The sequence below is a fragment of the Paenibacillus sp. GM2 genome (assembly GCF_900069005.2).
Lineage (GTDB): Bacteria > Bacillota > Bacilli > Paenibacillales > Paenibacillaceae > Fontibacillus.
This window is the reverse complement of sequence record NZ_LN831277.1, coordinates 37,246-54,451: the sequence shown is the minus strand read 5'-3', so window position 1 is coordinate 54,451 and position 17,206 is coordinate 37,246. Positions and strand designations below refer to the sequence as shown.

The following is a 17,206-nucleotide window of genomic DNA, read 5'->3' as shown; positions in this document are numbered from 1 at the left end:
GACTTTTTGAGCAACCTCTATTAGGATGATGAATAAGACAGTGGATAAGAAGGGGAATCTATCCTCTTCTTTTTGTTTTGTTTATTAAAGCGTATAATTTTTAGGGATATATATGAGTGTTCAAAAAGGCCGGTTTTCAGTGCGATCTTGTGATCAGGAGCAGGTTTTTTGAACAATCTCTACATGGAAGGGAAGGCCGTATATGATCAAAGAGATCATTGTGGTGGAAGGCCGGGACGATACTGTGGCGATTAAGCGAGCCGTAGAGGCCGATACGATTGAGACAGGCGGTTCAGCCATCAATGAGAGAACATTGCGTAAAATAGCACTCGCCCAGGAGCGGCGCGGGGTTATTATATTTACAGATCCGGATCATGCCGGAGAGAGGATTCGCAAGATCGTTGCGCAGCGCGTGCCAGGCTGCAAGCATGCCTTCTTGCGGGAGGCCGATGCGACCAAGCGGGGAGATATCGGGGTCGAGAATGCGTCGCCAGAGGCGATTCGGGAGGCGCTGAGCCGAGTACGCAGCGAGACGGCGGGAATGGAGCCTCTGATTGATTGGGAAGACTTAATCGATGCAGGTCTCATTATTCACTCTCAAGCGGCTGCAAGAAGACGTAAGCTTGGCGAGCTGCTCGGAATCGGGTATTGCAACGGCAAACAGCTATATAAGCGGCTGGTGGCCTTTAAGATCAGCCGAGAGGAGTTCGCGGCTGCACTGGCACAATTGGAGGATGAAGGGGTAATTCATTAATGACGATAAGAGAAGATATAGCAACTCCACGCCGAACGAAGGAGATTATCCAGCGTCACGGTTTCTCGTTTAAGAAGAGTCTGGGTCAGAATTTTCTGATCGACCAAAATATTCTTGGCAAAATAGTATCCGCAGCAGGGCTGGATAAGACGAAGGGAGCGCTGGAGATCGGCCCGGGCATTGGAGCGCTTACTGAGAGGCTCGCTGAGGAGGCCGGCAAAGTGACCGCCGTGGAAATCGACCAGCGGTTGTTGCCGATCCTTGAAGAAGTGCTTGAGCCGTTCCCGCATGTGCAGGTGGTTCATGGCGACGTGCTGAAGCTGGATCTGAAGGAGTTGTTCGCTCGGCAATTCAGCGCTGTGAATGGCGTTAGCGTAGTGGCTAACTTGCCTTATTATGTCACCACACCTATCCTGATGAAGCTGCTGGAAGAGAAGCTGCCTCTGGAGAATATCGTGGTCATGATTCAGAAGGAGGTAGCTGAGCGAATGGCAGCTTCTCCTGGAGGGAAGGAATATGGCAGCTTAAGTATTGCTGTGCAATATTACAGTGAGCCTGAGCTGGTCTGTACAGTGCCTCACAGCGTGTTTATCCCGCAGCCGAATGTGGAGTCCGCAGTAATTCGTCTTAAGGTGCGCAAGCAGCCTCCGGTTCAAGTGGAGGATGAAGCGTTCTTCTTTGAGGTGGTACAAGCTTCCTTTGCACAAAGACGCAAGACGATCTCAAACAATCTTAAGAGCCGTTTCTTCCCGAAGGAGGGCAGGGAGCGTCTGGAAGCTCTGCTGGGAGAGGCCGACATTGCTCCGTCAAGACGGGCGGAGACGCTGGATTTGCATGAGTTCGCCAAGCTGAGCAATATGCTCGTGCAATTTGGGTTGAACGAAGCTTAGCTGTAACCAATCCCTTTATCCGCCCATACGATGGGGATAGAGGTGATGGATTGTGACGAAATTGGGAGACTTGGTCGTCCGCAAATCCTACGGAGGGGATGTTACCTTCCGAGTGGAGAGAATCGAGCGGAGCGTGGCCATCATAAAGGGAACAGAATTCCGTCTGCTGGCCGATGCGCCGCTGACGGATTTGCTAAAGGTGGACCCAGGTTCACCTGGAGAGAAGACAGAGCGTGCGCGAATCAAGGCGACCGAATCGCTGCAACGGCTGCGTCAGGACCGCCAGCAGCTGGCGGAGCGCAATCAGGTTGCGGTCCAGCAGTGGTCTCCTGCAGCTCAGGAGCAGGCTTATTTTGAGGTGCCCGGCAAGGTGTTGCATTTGGATGGGGATGAGAGATACTTACAGAAGAGCCTTGATCTCTACGAGAAGCTTAGAGTGCCTGTGAACGGCTATTATGTAAATGAGTCTGCGATGCCTAGCGTGCTATATCGGCTGCTACCAACGGTCAACCCGGACATTGTCGTGCTGACAGGGCATGATGGGGTATTAAAAAACCCTCCATCAAGAGACCTGTACAACTTGACCAGTTACAAAAACTCCAAGCATTTTGTAGAGGCTGTGCGTATAGCGCGTGAATATGAACGTAACTTCGATACACTGACGATCGTGGCGGGAGCTTGTCAGTCGCATTTTGAGGCCTTGCTGCAGGCAGGGGCCAATTTTGCCAGTTCCCCTGCCCGCGTGTTGATTCATGCCCTGGACCCCGTCTATATTGCGGCTAAGGCGTCATTGACATCAATTCGGGATACGATTCATATTACCGATGTGCTCAATCAGACGATTAGCGGCACGCAGGGAGTTGGGGGAATCGAGACGCGGGGCAGCTACCGGATCGGACTGCCTACGCTCAAGGATTTATCCAAATTAAACATTGTTCCAACGATGTAAATCGAACTTTTCAGAAAGTGTCGAAAAAAAATCGTTGACAAGATTTTTTTCATACTGATATAATTATTTATTTAATTTGACAATTGCGACCCCCTTCATGTATAATGGACAAAGAAGGAAGGTGGTCACAGGCCATGGCTAAAAATGCACTATCAGAAATTAAAAATAGTCTGGAAGCTCACGTTGGTCAGAAAATCATGCTGCGGGCAAACGGTGGTCGCCGAAAGACTGTCGAACGTACTGGAGTGTTAGAGGAGACTTATCCTTCAGTCTTTATCGTGAAGCTGGATCAGGATCAACAAAGCTTCAAACGTGTGTCCTATAGTTATGCCGATATACTGACCGAATCCGTTGAAGTTATGGTGTATAACGATGACAACGGAATGGGGCTTTCGTATATTAAACCGTGAACATCATGATATAACAGCAGGCGATCTTTGCATTTTGCGAAGGTCGCTTTTTTCATGACAACTTTATGTCCAAAATGTACATATGCCCGGGACGTCACTTCGCCCTAATCATCGTATGAAGTTTGGCCTAATGTAGCATACTACGGATGTTCCTTATTGAACTCGCACTTTATCTTAGGATTAAAGGGGGAAGTGGCTATGGCACGCAGACGGCGCAGTGTGATGTCGGAGGAGCTGAAGGTAGAGCTCGCCAAGGAGCTTGGATTCTACAATACGGTGCAGCAGCAAGGCTGGGGAGGCATTCGAGCCAAGGATGCGGGAAATATGGTCAAAAGGGCGATAGAAATGGCAGAACGGGCTGCCGCAAAGAATTCACAATAAGAATGCAAATAATTAGGCTTCTCCCGAGGGGGGAGCCTTGTTTTTGTATCAGGATAAAGTAATATAGAGAAGGCAGGTTTGTCTTTTCGTTTACATAGACGGAATGAACCTTTATTTTATAAAATAGGTATACTGAACCCATTACATTATGGATTAATACAAATTCAGAATAACAGCTACGAGATCTTAGTGTATGGATATTTGAGGATAGGTGAACGCCTTGAAAATTTATGAGAAAGCACCGGCAAAAATAAATTTGATGCTTGATGTGCTATATAAACGGCCTGATGGATACCATGAGGTCGAAATGATCATGACGATGGTCGATTTGGCGGATCGTCTGGAGATGAGCGAGCTTCCCCGCGACACGATTATTATATCGAGTCAGGCGGGTTATATTCCGTTAGATGAGAAGAATCTGGCTTTTAAGGCCGCTAAGCTGATTAAGGAGCGCTACAAGGTTCCAAGCGGGGTCTACATCCATTTGGACAAGAAGATCCCTGTGGCAGCGGGTTTGGCCGGTGGCAGCAGCGACGCGGCGGCAACACTGCGCGGCCTGAACCGCCTGTGGAAGCTTGGTATCTCGGATACGGAGCTGATGGAGCTTGGTGCAGAGCTTGGCTCGGATGTGCCATTTTGTGTCACAGGAGGAACAGCGCTGGCTACAGGCCGGGGGGAGAAACTAACTCCGGTGGCAAATCCACCGCAATGCTGGGTCATTCTGGCCAAGCTGCCGATCAATGTATCGACTGAGGAGGTCTATGGCCGATTCCGCAGCGATCGGATTACGAAGCATCCTTCGGCCGGCCGAATGATCCAGGCGCTTGATAGCGGCTCCTTCCATGGAATGTGTCAAGAGCTTGGTAATGTGCTTGAGGAAGTGACGCTGCAAATGCATCCGGAGGTGGCTCATCTCAAAGAGACGATGCTCCGGCTCGGAGCGGATGGTGTGTTGATGTCAGGCAGCGGCCCGACGGTCTTCGGACTTGTGTCCAAGGAGTCGAAGGTACCGCGGATTTACAACGGGCTAAGGGGCTTCTGCAAAGAGGTGTATGCCGTCCGCCTATTGACTTAATAAGTAAAGATTGTACAAAACCGTACGAAAATGTTATATTTTCATTAAAATATTCGGATTTAGCGAGGGGTCTTCGTGAAAAAATTGAAAAGAAGCGCTCGATTAGTTGAAATGACCCAATATCTGTTATCCCGTCCCCATCATCTGATACCTTTGACAACGTTCGCGCAGCGTTATGGCGCAGCCAAGTCTTCCATCAGTGAGGATTTGGCAATTATCAAAGAAGTGTTCGAAGATGAGGGAATTGGTGAACTGCAGACGCTGGCAGGCGCTGCCGGTGGGGTCAAGTATATTCCCAAGGTAGGCAAGGAGCAGGCTCTTGTATTTATTAACGAGCTGTGCGAGAAATTGTCTCAGCCCGACCGCATTCTTCCCGGGGGGTATCTGTACATGTCGGATCTGCTGGGACAACCGGCATTGATGAATGAGGCCGGGAAGCTGTTTGCGACCGCTTTCGCCCATGTAGACATTGATTGCATTATGACTGTTGAGACCAAGGGAATTCCGTTGGCTTATGCTACCGGTGCCGAATTAAACCTGCCTGTTGTGCTTGTGCGTAGAGACCATCAGGTCACGGAGGGGTCGGCGGTAAGCATTAACTATGTATCAGGTTCACATAAAAGCTTGCATACGATGACATTGTCCCGTCGTGCGCTCAAGGAGAAATCGAGGGTGTTGATCGTCGATGACTTCATGAAGGCTGGAGGCACGATTCAGGGGATGGTTGATTTGCTCGCCGAGTTCGATGCGGTTGTCGCAGGAGTTGGGGTCCTGGTGGAATCCGGGGAGGTTGAGTCGGAACAACGCCTTCTCCAGGACTATGTGTCCTTGGCTACACTACGTGCGGTGGATGCCAAGGAAAAGGAAATTTCAGTTACCCCTGGTAATTATTTTGATAAATGATTTAAGCCAGAATTTAGTCGATTTCCCGTAAAAACTACCGGAATTATGGCGAATTGTGTCGAATAGCACATTATTCCAAAAAAAATCTTGATTTTGGCCTATTTTATTCACGAAAAAAAAAGGATTTCCGTTTGCTATGTGGAATATTACACCAAGTCTCTGATGGAAAAAGGTGGTGAACACATATGCAAATTACGGATGTAAGACTCCGCCGCGTCAGCTCTGAGGGCAGAATGAAGGCGATTGCATCCATTACCATCGATAACGAATTTGTTGTTCATGACATTCGTGTAATTGACGGTAACAACGGGATGTTCGTAGCTATGCCTAGCAAGCGCACACCGGACGGGGAATTCCGGGACATCGCGCATCCGATCTCTTCGGGTACTCGCGAGAAGATTCAGAGCGCAGTTCTCGCAGAATACGAGCGCGCAGCTGAACAAGAGGAAGTTATTGAAGAAGGGGCTTAAGTTTTTTGTATTATCGTAACTAATTGGGGTTCGAGGAAAAGAGAGCCATGCCCATGGCTCTCTTTTCTTTTTGCCCTAAATGAGATATAGTCAGTAATGAGTTCAATTGAAGGAGGCCGGGGCCTTGAAAAGATTTGCGATTATTCTTGCTGCAGGACAGGGGAAACGCATGAAGTCGAAGCTCTATAAAGTGCTCCACCCCGTTTGCGGTAAGCCGATGGTCGGTCATGTCTTGGATACGGTGAAGAAGGTCCAATGTGAACGCAGTATTGTCGTTGTTGGCCATGGTGCGGAGGCTGTACAGTCTTATCTTGGCACCTCAGCGGAATATGTACTGCAAGAGAAGCAACTAGGGACCGGTCACGCCGTCAAGCAAGTCAAACAGCTTCTTGGCCAAGAGAATGGAACGACGATCGTTATTTGTGGAGACACTCCGTTAGTCACTGAGGAGTCGCTCGAAGCGATGCTTCAGCTTCATGAGAAGAATGGGGCGGCGGCTACAATTCTTACTGCTGAGGTGGATCGTCCACAAGGTTATGGACGGGTTATCCGTGGTGAGAATGGCTCCGTGAAGCGAATTGTTGAGCAGAAGGATTGCTCTCCTGAAGAAGATGCGGTAAAGGAAATCAATACCGGCACTTATTGTTTTGATAATGCGAAGTTATTTTCCGCTCTGGAGAAAGTGACAAATAACAATGCTCAACAGGAGTATTATTTAACTGATGTCATAGGAATTCTGGTTCAAGAAGGCGATGTTGTTGAAGGTTACAGAACGGACGATTATACCGAGTCTATCGGTGTTAATGATCGTATCGCTCTCTCTGAAGCGGAGACGCTTATGCGAGCTCGCATTAACCGTAAGCATATGTTGAACGGTGTTACGATTGTCGATTCAGGTTCTACGTATATTGGAGCCGATGTTGAGATCGGAGCGGACACCGTTATTTTGCCGGGATGTTCTATATATGGACAGACGGTTATCGGAGAGGATTGTGTGATCGGTCCTTCTTCCGATATCGAGAACTGTCACATTCTTGACGGTGCAAAGGTCAAACATTCGGTGCTGAGCCAGGCGGAAGTTGGCAAGGATACGACCGTAGGGCCGTTTGCTTATTTGCGTCCAGGAACTAAGTTGGGTAGTCATGTGAAGGTCGGCGATTTTGTAGAGATCAAGAATGCCTCTATGGATGATGGCTCGAAAGTCTCTCATCTTAGCTATATCGGCGATGCCAAGGTAGGCAGGAACGTCAACTTTGGCTGTGGCGCGATTACGGTCAACTATGATGGATATAATAAGTCTATTACTGAGATCGAAGATGATGCCTTTATCGGCAGCAATGTCAATCTGATAGCACCGGTGAAGATCGGCAAGGGCGCCTATGTCGTAGCTGGCTCAACGATCACGAATACCGTGCCGGATAATGATCTGGCTATTGCGCGGAATCGTCAGGAGAATAAGCCGGGTTACGCGGAGAAGATTCGCGCCCGTGCCAAAGCGAAGAAGCAAAGAGAACAAGAAGAATCAAGAGAATAGCAGCAAGATGCCTAGGCCATGGAAGAAGTAGTATGAATCGAAGTTTCAGGTTTTTCAGGATGCAGTGATCATATTAATGACGGGGATAGTTTGAGACATCTCTAATCTATCTACACAGCACGGAGGGTATTAAATTTTATGACTTATTGTGATTCTAAACTGAAGATATTCACTTGTAACTCCAATCCGAAATTAGCGCATCAAATTGCCGATTATATTGGAATCCCGATGGGGGAATCGGAGACGACTAGCTTCAGTGACGGTGAAATTCAAGTCAAATTGTCGGAGAGCGTACGCGGCTGCCATGTATATATTGTGCAGTCTACTTGTGCTCCTGTTAATGACAATCTGATGGAGCTGCTCGTTATGGTGGATGCTTTGAAACGTGCTTCAGCTAAGAGCATTAATGTAGTTATTCCGTATTACGGATATGCGCGCCAGGACCGCAAGGCGCGTTCGCGCGATCCAATTACGGCCAAGCTGGTAGCTAATCTGATTGAGAAAGCAGGTGCCCACCGCGTCATTACGATGGACCTGCATGCCATGCAGATTCAAGGCTTCTTCGATATACCAGTGGATCATATGCTGGGTGTCCCAATTCTGGCTCAATATTTCCGTTCAAAAAATATTCAGAACCCGGTTGTCGTATCTCCTGACCACGGTGGTGTAGTTCGTGCCCGCAAGCTGGCCGACTTCCTGAATGCCCCGCTGGCGATTATCGACAAGCGTCGTCCGGAACCTAACGTAAGTGAAGTTATGAACATCATCGGGAATATTGAAGGCAAGACCGCTATTCTCGTCGACGATATCATTGATACCGCAGGCACCATCGTGCTTGGGGCCAACGCGCTAAAGGAAGGCGGCGTAGAGGAAGTTTATGCCTGCTGCACACACCCTGTGCTGTCCGGGCCTGCGATGGAGCGGCTTGAGAATTCTCCGCTCAAAGAAGTAATCGTTACGGATACGATTCCAATTACGCATCCTAACCCGACTAGCAAGTTGAAGGTTCTGTCTGTAGCCCCTCTCATGGGCGAAGCTATTATTCGTGTACATGAGGAATTGTCGATTAGTAAGTTGTTTGAAATAGAGTGATTTGACTCAACCCTCCCAAACCCTCCCTTACCATAAGGGAGGGCTCCAAAGGGCTTGCAGCCCTCTGGACTCCTGCATATGGATAACGTTGGAGGCAAAGAGGTGCTCCTGCGACTGTCCCCCTTCCAGGGGGAGGCGCTAGGGGCTTTTGTTGTATGGAACGCTTTTCCCCCTCCGGGTACGTCTTACTTTGGGAGCACCTGGGTTACCTGAAAACATGCCGGGGAGATTTCTGCTGCTTTCCGGCTTGTCTGGGTGACGGTGAGGTTGGGCCGCTTTTCACCCTGCGGGGTACGCTCTATTATTGGCGGTTGTGAGGGAGCGTAGAGTGGACTATGGTGCTCTTTGACTGCTGCTTTTTCAACGAAGGAGTTCGCTGTTCCTTCGGAACGCGCTGAGGTTAGAGCAGGGATTATTGTGTGAACTGAAAGAGGCTCAGTGGGGCGAAGAAAGTCCGCTGTCCCTCCGGGATACGCTAGGTAAGGGCGAGAAGTCAGTTATCCATCGAAATTGGTGGGAAAGGACGAGGAGCCACATCCCTGCGGGATGCGCCGGGATACCAGAGAAGAGGATAAATGGAGGATTAACGAAGATGAAGTGGATTGTCGGCCTCGGGAATCCGGGGAGTCAATATGAGAAGACCCGTCATAATATCGGGTTTATGGCATTGGATGAGTTGGCGCGCAGGCACAATATTGAGATTAAGCAGAGCAAGTGCAAGGCCTTGGTTGGTGAAGGGCTCTTGCCGGGTGGCAAGGTCGCGCTGATCAAGCCGATGACATATATGAATTTATCCGGTGAGGCGGTTCGGGCTTTTATGGATTATTATAAAGTGGCTCTGGAAGACATGATCGTTGTGTATGACGATCTGGATACGGAGCTGGGGCGTAATCGCCTGCGCTATCAAGGGAGTGCCGGCGGGCACAACGGGATTAAGTCGATCATCCAGCATACGGGGACGCAGACGTTCAACCGGATTCGCATGGGGATTTCCCGGCCGGAGCCGGGGTATGCAGTAGTAGATTATGTCTTGTCCAAGTTTGCCAAGAAGGATCAGCCGCTGCTTCAACAGTCGATTGATGCGGCTTGTGATGCGCTGGAATACAGCATGGATCACACTTTTGAGCAGACGATGGCCAGGTTTAATCCATAGTTTCGGACTTCATATAGTTGGCCCAAACAGGTAATGCATAGGGCTAAGCTACGGCGTTTCAGGGCATACTGAAGACATAATGATTCTTCAGGAGGCATATAGATGGCAATAAACTATATATGTCGGCATTGCCGAACGTTTATTGGTAGAATAGAGGCACCCTATATATCCGAGTCGCAGCTAGGTTTCCATTCCTTGACCCCCGATGAGCGGAGAGATATAATAGCGTATGATTCGAACGGTGATACTACGGTTCGGGTGACCTGCGATTATTGCAGGGAGGCACTGGAGAACAATCCGGAGCTGACCTTGCTCTCGAATCCGCTGCAATGATCGGCAGCGAGGATGAAGGATTCACTTTGAAAAGACGGATATTAGAGCCTTGGCAAGCGTGCTGAGGCTCCTTTTTGGTTCGAATACGGACCCCGAATCGCCAGGGTAGCTCAATGTTCACGAAATCGTGACTTTTCGTCATGCGAATTTTATTAAGAATAGTATCAATTAAGCAATAAGAGAGGTGCCTCATTTGTTAAAAGCACTCATACAGGCTTTTTCGCAAGATTCTGACTTTGCTTCAATGGTAGCCGGGATAGAATCGGGAATGAGAGAGCAGCTTATTTCCGGTTTGTCCGGCTCAGCCAGACAGGTTATGCTGGCATCGCTGCACAAGAAGGTTAACCGCCCGATGCTAGTGGTTACCCATAACATGTTCTCAGCCCAGAAGATATATGAAGATTTACAGGAAGCGCTATCATCTGAAGAGGTCATGCTGTATCCGGCTAATGAATTGGTAGCTGCAGAGTCGGCCATTTCCAGCCCGGAGACGCTGGCCCAGCGGATAGAGGTGCTGCTGCAATGCTCGCAACAGTTTCGCGGCATTGTGGTGGTGCCTTATTCTGGCGTGCGCCGCTACATCCCCACATCAGAGGTGATGACAAGCGCCAGCCTGTCGATTGAGGTAGGAGGGACCGTTGAACTGGATTCGTTCTTGACCCAGATGGTGGAGCTTGGGTATGAGCGGGGCGAGCGCGTAGAATCCCGTGGGGAGATGAGCGTACGGGGCGGTATTTTGGATTTTTATCCACTGACCTCCGAATTGGCTTATCGTGTGGAATTGTTCGATGATGAAGTCGATTCAATTCGTACCTTTGATCCTGCTGACCAACGCTCTGTTGACAAGATTAAGCAGGTAACGATTACGCCGAGCAAAGAGTTAATTGCTTCCGGCGATCGAATGACAAAGGCGGCTCAGGCGGCAACAGAGCAACTGGAGCGTCAGCTTGAGAAGATGACCGACCGTCAGGCAAAGATTAAGCTGAAAGAGGAAGTTTCCCGGGAAATTGAAATGCTGCGTGAGCATGTATATTTTCCGGAGATCTATAAGTATGTCTCTTTGCTCTATCCGGAGCATCACACATTGTACAATTATTTGCCCAAGGATACGCTGCTTGTGTTGGAAGAACCCGCACGTCTGTTAGAGACAGCCAAGCAGCTGGAGCGCGATGAGGCGGAGTGGAACTTGCATCTGCTGCAGAATGGGAAGAGTCTGCCTGAGCTGCCATTAGCGGTGGAGGCGGAGCATGTGCTCTATCATCGTCCGTTCCAGACGCTGCTGTTGTCGCTATTCTTAAGGCAGGTTCCGCACACACAACCGCAGAACATCATCAATTTTGTAGCCCGCTCGATGCAGGACTTCCACGGACAAATGAATGTGCTTAAGTCAGAGATGGAGCGCTGGAAGAAGAGCGGGGCCAACATCATGATGCTGGCCAGCAACGAAGAACGCATGGACAGAATGCGCAGGGTGCTGCTTGACTATGGCATTGATGAACCGATGCTGTTGAAGGGTAACCTACAAACCGGCTTCGAATTCCCGTCCGTTCACCTGGTTGTGATTACAGAAGGGGAGATGTTCTCCAAGAAGCAGCGCAAAGCCCGTAAATTCGGAAAAAGTATGGATAATGCCCAGCGAATCAAGAGTTATACTGAGCTGAAGGTAGGCGATTATGTCGTTCACCAGAATCATGGGATCGGGAAGTATGTAGGCATTGGTACGCTGGAGGTTGGCGGTATCCATAAGGACTACATTCATATTTTGTATGCCGGCGGTGACAAGCTGTCCGTACCGATCGAACAGATCGATCTGATCCAGAAATACGTTGGTTCAGAGGACAAGGAACCGAAGGTTTATAAGCTTGGGGGCAATGAATGGAACCGAGTCAAAAATAAAGTCCGCTCTTCTGTACAGGATATAGCTGATGACCTGATTAAGCTGTATGCGGAACGTCAGGCTTCACCAGGATATGCCTTTGAGAAGGATTCGCCGGAGCAGCAGGAATTTGAAGCGATGTTCCCCTACGATGAGACGCCGGACCAGCTTCGCGCGATTGGGGAAATCAAGAAAGATATGGAAATCTCGCGTCCCATGGACCGATTGCTCTGCGGAGACGTCGGTTATGGCAAGACCGAGGTGGCTATCCGCGCTGCCTTTAAATCAGCGATCGAAGGCAAGCAGGTCGCTGTCTTGGTGCCTACTACTATCCTTGCGCAGCAGCACTATGAGACATTCCGTGAGCGATTCGCGGGTTATCCGATCAACATCCAGTCGCTGAGCCGCTTCCGTAGTCGGAAGGAGCAGAATGAGACGATCAAGGGAGTACGGCAAGGGACTGTCGATATCGTGATTGGTACGCATCGTTTGCTGTCCCAAGACTTGATCTTCAAGGATTTGGGCCTGCTCATCGTCGATGAAGAGCAGCGCTTTGGTGTAACTCATAAAGAGAAGCTAAAAAAGCTGAAGACCAATGTGGACGTGCTGACGCTAACGGCGACACCTATTCCGCGCACCCTGCATATGTCGATGCTGGGCGTTCGCGACCTGTCCGTCATTGAGACGCCGCCGGAGAACCGGTTCCCTGTACAGACATATGTCGTAGAATACAGCCCTTCTCTCGTCCGCGAAGCGGTGGAACGGGAGATTGCACGCGGTGGGCAGATTTATTACTTGTATAACCGAGTTCAAGGGATTCAAGAGATGGCTGCACAGATCTCCATGCTTGTTCCAGAGGCTAGAGTAGCTGTGGGACATGGGCAAATGTCCGAGCAGGAGCTGGAGAAGACGATCCTCGACTTCCTGGACGGGGAATTTGATGTGTTGGTGAGTACGAGTATTATTGAGACCGGGGTCGATATTCCGAACGTGAATACCCTGATTGTACACGACGCTGATAAGATGGGCCTGTCCCAGCTGTATCAGCTGCGAGGTCGAGTCGGACGTTCCAACCGGATCGCTTATGCTTATTTCACTTATCAGCGGGACAAATCCTTGACGGAGGTTGCGGAGAAACGTCTGCAATCGATTAAGGAGTTTACTGAACTCGGTTCAGGGTTTAAAATTGCTATGCGGGACTTGGCAATCCGTGGCGCAGGCAACCTGCTCGGAGCGGAGCAGCACGGCTTCATCGCTTCGGTTGGATTCGACCTGTATTCGCAAATGTTGGCGGAGGAAATCCAGAAACGGAAGGTATCTATGCTTGGCGAGCCTGATCCGATGGAATCATCCTGGAGCACGACGATCGATCTTGGCATCGACGCCTATTTACCGCCGGATTACATTTATGATAGTATGCAGAAGATTGAGATTTACAAAAAAACCGCATCCGCGGCTTCATTCGAAGATGTCGCCGATTTAGAGGACGAGCTGCTTGATCGCTTCGGCGATTTGCCAGAGGCAGTAACGAATCTGCTGTCCGTTGCCAGGGTTAAGCTGTATGGCAAAAAGTATGGCATTGAATCGATCGCGCTTCGCGGTGACGAGGTGACTATGAAGTTCTATGCAGGCAGAGAGAAGGATCTGATTCCGGCGAAACTCGCGGAGGTTGGAAATCTGTTCGGAAGACGTGTACAATTTAACCAAGGGTCTGGTATGGTAATCCGGATCAAAACCAAAGGAATGGACGACCAAGAATTGATGGGCCTATTGGAGCAATTCCTGGGAGCCCTAAAGGACTCGTTCAAGACGAAAGGGGAACTACAAGATGTTTCGAAGTAAAGGGCGTTCTTGGAAGACGCTGCTGACTACCCTCGTGGTCGTGCTGGCTGTATCCGTAATGGCTGGATGCGGCAAAAAAACGGACAACAATGTCGTAGCTACGTACGACGGTGGAGAGATTACACAAAAGGAATTCGATCTTGAACAGCGCATGGTTCTTGCCTTGCAGCCGCAAATGGCACAGTTTACGGAAATGGATGACTTCCGGGAATACTTGGTCAAACAGGCGATCGCCTATAAATATTGGGAGAGCAAAGCCGACGACAAGATGAAGGACGAAGGCAAGAAGAAGGCTGAAGCTCAATACAAGGCCATGAAGGACGCTAATGGCGCTGACAATGTGAAGCAAATGCTGGATGCACAGAAAATTACAGAAAAAGAATTTCAGAACTACATGACCCGTATTTATACGGTAATGGAGACTCAGTTAACAGGCATTACCGAAGATGATATGAAGAAGGAATTCGAAGCAACGAAGGAAGATTACGTTACCGCTTCCGTTCGTCACATTCTGATTGGATTTAAAGATTCGGAAGGTAAGGAACGCAGTAAGGAGGATGCTCTGAAATTAGCCAAAGAAGTTAAGGCTAAGTTGGATAAGGGTGAGGATTTTGCTGCGTTGGTTAAGCAATATTCAAATGATGGACAGCAGAATATTGATAACGGCGGTTTGTATGCAGACGCACCAGTGAACCAATGGGTACCGCAGTTTAAAGAAGCGGCAATGACACTTCCTCTGAACAAAATCAGCGATCCAGTGGAGACCGATTACGGATACCATATTATCCGTGTAGAGGCCAGAACTGAGAAGACATTCGCAGATTTGACGGATACTGAAAAGGATACGCTGAAGATGTCTGTTGGCTCGCAAAAATTGGACGAGTTTATGTCCGGTGATCTGGAGAAGAAAATTATCAAGAAAATTACTTTACCTAAGGTAGAGAAGAAAGCGGAAAACACAGATAAGGGTGCTAACTCAGGTTCAGGCAATACCGGAACCAATGGGGATGCTGATAAATCTGGTAATTCCGGTAATTCCAGCAACTCGGAGAAATCGGATGGTAGCAATACCTCCGGTGCTGATAACGGGAATAGCAGCAAATAATCTTGATCCATCTTGGATCAAGGGATGATCTGTTTCCTTAGGGAGACATTACTTAGCGGCGTGAATTTATTTTACGCTGCTTTCTTGTCTCTTGTTGCCATTAGCAAGTACTTGTCGATTAGGTAAAATACGATGCATAAGGATTTGGGAAGGGATGAATACTATGGTCAGAATCACAAGGAGCCGACAATCCCTCTAATTCTGTACAAATACATCCGAAGATTAAACAGATATCCAAACAGTAGTAGTTCAAAACTTCTTAAGAAAGCGGGGCAACATGTGATATGAAAGCTACTGGAATTGTACGTCGCATTGATGATTTAGGACGGGTGGTTATCCCTAAGGAGATTCGCCGCACTTTACGGATTCGCGAAGGGGATCCACTTGAAATTTTTGTGGACCGCGATGGTGAAGTGATCTTGAAGAAATATTCACCAATTGGTGAATTGGGGGATTTTGCCAAGGAGTATGCGGAGTCGCTCTATGAGAGCACTGGGCATATTACGCTTATCTCGGACCGGGATACGATGATCGCTGTAGCAGGCGCTTCCAAGAAGGAGTACCTGGACAAGCAGATCAGTTCCTTACTGGAGAGCAGTATGGAGGGGCGCAAGACGATTCTAGAAACAACATCAGGAACTTATGAGATCAATAAGGATCATCCGGAGCAGATCTCTTCCTACGTGATTGCGCCAATTATCTCAAGCGGCGATCCCATCGGTACTGTGATTTTGATGAACAAGGATGAATCGGTGAACATGTCTGAATTAGAGACGAAGATGGCAGAGACTGCAGCTGGATTCCTCGGCAAACAGATGGAACAATAAAGCATTTTTACACGTACACTCCAATGTATAAGACGGCTTGCAGCCGCCATATCTCGGAGTGTATTTTTTATGTCTTAGTGGCTGCTTTTGAATATGCCCATCTGGTAAACACCTGGGGAGTGAATAGCAAAAGTGGTCGCGGCAGTCGGTTTCGTTTTATAATGGACATATTCTGAATAGCGAAAGTTTATTATTTTACGTAAAGTAGGTTCATTATGAAATCAGGCAATAACAACGTCTCGTCCCAACTGTTAAAGGGAGCGGCGGTACTTAGCCTGGCGGCGATTATGACGAAGCTGCTGGGGACCCTGCAGAAAATTCCACTGCAAAATATCGGAGGAGACGGAGTATTCGGCATTTATAATACCGTCTATCCGTTCTATACGATTCTGTTAACGCTGGCGACAGCTGGATTTCCAACAGCGGTCTCGAAATTTGTGGCTGAGCGCCATGCGGAAGGAGACGAACGCGGCAAACAGGAGGTACTGCGGCTCGCTACAATTCTGATGATCGTCCTGGGATTAGCCAGCAGCGCATTAATGTACTTTGGCGCTCCGCAGTTGGCACAGCTTATTGGCAGCAGCCAGTTGGTCCCGGCACTGCGCAGCGCTGCTCCGGCATTGCTCTTCATACCGCTGAGCGCCTCGCTTCGCGGTTATTTTCAGGGGTTGCAAAATATGATTCCAACCGCGGTATCCCAAGTGACGGAACAAGCTGTGAGAGTTGCGGTTATGATTGTATTCCTGTTGTATTTAAGCAGTGCCGGGGCGAAGGAGTCGGTTATTGCTGGCGGGGCTCTATCTGGCTCGGCATTCGGCGGGGCAGCTGGCCTGATAGTGATGCTGATGTATTGGATTAGCTACCAGAGGAAGCTTGGAGCAGAAATCGGGCACATAGACCTGGCCAAAGCGGGGACTAATCGTATTAAGGGGCATGCTGGCAAGGGAGTGGCACCTGTTACCCCGGATTCGGGGGAACGGGGGAGCGCCTTGCTCTCGTCCCTGCTCCGCTATGCGATTCCAATCTGTCTTGCATCCTTGGCGGTACCGTTAATCAGCCTGGTGGACACCTTCACATTGCCGCGCCTGCTGTCTGCTCATGGGGATGAGCTGGCTATTATGTCGGCTGTTGGCGTGTACAATCGCGGGATTCCTCTTGTTCAATTGGTGACGATGCTAGCCTCTTCATTATCGGTGTTGTTCATCCCTGTATTGGCGGAGATGAACGTCCGCGGGGACGCTGCAGGCATCCGGCGGCAGCTAACGCTGGCGCTGCGCTGGTTCTGGCTAATCGGGCTCTCATCCTCAGCAGGGCTTGCTCTTCTCGCCGAGCCGATCAATGTGATGCTCTATCAGGATGGGACAGGCAGCGGCACAATGGCCTGGATCGCCTGGACGGCAGCGCCAAGCGCGTTGGTTACGGTAACAGCAGCCTTGCTGCAGGGGCTTGGCTTCGTTCGTGCTCCCGCGTTTAACCTGCTGCTGGCCGCCGCGCTCAAGACGGCGCTGAACGCGGCTCTTGTGCCGCAGCTGGGCATTACCGGCGCTGCCATCGCCGGTATCGTCGCCTACGCTGTCGCTGCGGCGCTCAACCTCGCGCTGCTGCTCCGACG

Annotated in this window: 16 protein-coding genes; all 16 read left to right on the top strand. The window is 49.5% G+C overall.

All coding sequences use genetic code 11. The features are described from left to right. The first annotated feature begins 202 nt into the window (after nucleotides 1-202). Complete coding sequence (gene rnmV / locus BN1360_RS03815) at nucleotides 203-754, top strand: ribonuclease M5 (protein ID WP_068778576.1); 552 nt, start codon at nucleotides 203-205, stop codon at nucleotides 752-754. Then, nucleotides 754-1,644 (top strand): 16S rRNA (adenine(1518)-N(6)/adenine(1519)-N(6))-dimethyltransferase RsmA, encoded by an 891-nt coding sequence (rsmA, locus tag BN1360_RS03810; protein WP_068778575.1) that lies wholly within the window; start codon nucleotides 754-756, stop codon nucleotides 1,642-1,644. The genes rnmV and rsmA overlap by 1 nt, the downstream gene beginning before the upstream one ends. A 52-nt stretch (nucleotides 1,645-1,696) precedes the next feature. After that, nucleotides 1,697-2,593 carry a sporulation peptidase YabG gene (yabG, locus tag BN1360_RS03805; protein ID WP_068778574.1) on the top strand — a complete coding sequence of 299 codons (897 nt, stop codon included), beginning with the start codon at nucleotides 1,697-1,699 and terminating at the stop codon, nucleotides 2,591-2,593. Between the two features lie 134 nt (nucleotides 2,594-2,727). Continuing rightward, nucleotides 2,728-3,003 carry a biofilm formation stimulator Veg gene (veg, locus tag BN1360_RS03800; RefSeq protein ID WP_068778573.1) on the top strand — a complete coding sequence of 92 codons (276 nt, stop codon included), beginning with the start codon at nucleotides 2,728-2,730 and terminating at the stop codon, nucleotides 3,001-3,003. 198 nt (nucleotides 3,004-3,201) lie between these two features. After that, nucleotides 3,202-3,384 (top strand): small, acid-soluble spore protein, alpha/beta type, encoded by a 183-nt coding sequence (locus BN1360_RS03795; RefSeq protein ID WP_068778572.1) that lies wholly within the window; start codon nucleotides 3,202-3,204, stop codon nucleotides 3,382-3,384. 220 nt (nucleotides 3,385-3,604) lie between these two features. Continuing rightward, on the top strand, nucleotides 3,605-4,459 hold the full coding sequence (ispE, locus tag BN1360_RS03790) for a 4-(cytidine 5'-diphospho)-2-C-methyl-D-erythritol kinase (protein WP_068778571.1): 855 nt from the start codon (nucleotides 3,605-3,607) through the stop codon (nucleotides 4,457-4,459). Between the two features lie 75 nt (nucleotides 4,460-4,534). Further along, nucleotides 4,535-5,362, top strand: a complete 828-nt coding sequence (gene purR, locus BN1360_RS03785) for a pur operon repressor (protein WP_068778570.1) — start codon at nucleotides 4,535-4,537, stop codon at nucleotides 5,360-5,362. Between the two features lie 185 nt (nucleotides 5,363-5,547). Beyond that, nucleotides 5,548-5,832: a septation regulator SpoVG gene (spoVG, locus tag BN1360_RS03780; RefSeq protein ID WP_068778569.1), complete on the top strand. Its 285-nt coding sequence runs from the start codon at nucleotides 5,548-5,550 to the stop codon at nucleotides 5,830-5,832. 124 nt (nucleotides 5,833-5,956) lie between these two features. Then, the gene (gene glmU / locus BN1360_RS03775) at nucleotides 5,957-7,366 is read left to right on the top strand and encodes a bifunctional UDP-N-acetylglucosamine diphosphorylase/glucosamine-1-phosphate N-acetyltransferase GlmU (protein ID WP_068778568.1); all 1,410 of its coding nucleotides are present in this window, start codon (nucleotides 5,957-5,959) and stop codon (nucleotides 7,364-7,366) included. A 138-nt stretch (nucleotides 7,367-7,504) separates the two neighbouring features. Further along, nucleotides 7,505-8,458: a ribose-phosphate diphosphokinase gene (locus BN1360_RS03770; protein WP_068778567.1), complete on the top strand. Its 954-nt coding sequence runs from the start codon at nucleotides 7,505-7,507 to the stop codon at nucleotides 8,456-8,458. A gap of 592 nt (nucleotides 8,459-9,050) precedes the next feature. Next, nucleotides 9,051-9,611, top strand: a complete 561-nt coding sequence (gene pth, locus BN1360_RS03765) for an aminoacyl-tRNA hydrolase (protein WP_068778566.1) — start codon at nucleotides 9,051-9,053, stop codon at nucleotides 9,609-9,611. A gap of 102 nt (nucleotides 9,612-9,713) precedes the next feature. Then, nucleotides 9,714-9,944: an anti-sigma-F factor Fin gene (locus tag BN1360_RS03760; RefSeq protein ID WP_068778565.1), complete on the top strand. Its 231-nt coding sequence runs from the start codon at nucleotides 9,714-9,716 to the stop codon at nucleotides 9,942-9,944. A gap of 193 nt (nucleotides 9,945-10,137) precedes the next feature. Beyond that, on the top strand, nucleotides 10,138-13,662 hold the full coding sequence (mfd, locus tag BN1360_RS03755) for a transcription-repair coupling factor (RefSeq protein WP_068778564.1): 3,525 nt from the start codon (nucleotides 10,138-10,140) through the stop codon (nucleotides 13,660-13,662). Then, nucleotides 13,649-14,767, top strand: coding sequence for a peptidylprolyl isomerase (locus BN1360_RS03750; RefSeq protein WP_068778563.1), 1,119 nt, complete (start codon nucleotides 13,649-13,651; stop codon nucleotides 14,765-14,767). The genes mfd and BN1360_RS03750 overlap by 14 nt, the downstream gene beginning before the upstream one ends. A 284-nt stretch (nucleotides 14,768-15,051) precedes the next feature. Then, on the top strand, nucleotides 15,052-15,594 hold the full coding sequence (gene spoVT, locus BN1360_RS03745; RefSeq protein ID WP_068778562.1) for a stage V sporulation protein T: 543 nt from the start codon (nucleotides 15,052-15,054) through the stop codon (nucleotides 15,592-15,594). A gap of 215 nt (nucleotides 15,595-15,809) precedes the next feature. Next, nucleotides 15,810-17,206 (top strand): putative polysaccharide biosynthesis protein (locus tag BN1360_RS03740; protein WP_068778561.1); only part of this gene is annotated, 1,397 nt, incomplete at its 3' end.

What these genes read in the sequence shown, in the direction of transcription:
- BN1360_RS03750 (WP_068778563.1), top strand. Translation starts at nt 13,649, where the DNA reads ATGTTTCGAAGTAAAGGGCGTTCTTGGAAGACGCTGCTGACTACCCTC.
- spoVG (WP_068778569.1), top strand. Translation starts at nt 5,548, where the DNA reads ATGCAAATTACGGATGTAAGACTCCGCCGCGTCAGCTCTGAGGGCAGA.
- rnmV (WP_068778576.1), top strand. Translation starts at nt 203, where the DNA reads ATGATCAAAGAGATCATTGTGGTGGAAGGCCGGGACGATACTGTGGCG.
- spoVT (WP_068778562.1), top strand. Translation starts at nt 15,052, where the DNA reads ATGAAAGCTACTGGAATTGTACGTCGCATTGATGATTTAGGACGGGTG.
- rsmA (WP_068778575.1), top strand. Translation starts at nt 754, where the DNA reads ATGACGATAAGAGAAGATATAGCAACTCCACGCCGAACGAAGGAGATT.
- BN1360_RS03795 (WP_068778572.1), top strand. Translation starts at nt 3,202, where the DNA reads ATGGCACGCAGACGGCGCAGTGTGATGTCGGAGGAGCTGAAGGTAGAG.
- veg (WP_068778573.1), top strand. Translation starts at nt 2,728, where the DNA reads ATGGCTAAAAATGCACTATCAGAAATTAAAAATAGTCTGGAAGCTCAC.
- pth (WP_068778566.1), top strand. Translation starts at nt 9,051, where the DNA reads ATGAAGTGGATTGTCGGCCTCGGGAATCCGGGGAGTCAATATGAGAAG.
- BN1360_RS03770 (WP_068778567.1), top strand. Translation starts at nt 7,505, where the DNA reads ATGACTTATTGTGATTCTAAACTGAAGATATTCACTTGTAACTCCAAT.
- BN1360_RS03760 (WP_068778565.1), top strand. Translation starts at nt 9,714, where the DNA reads ATGGCAATAAACTATATATGTCGGCATTGCCGAACGTTTATTGGTAGA.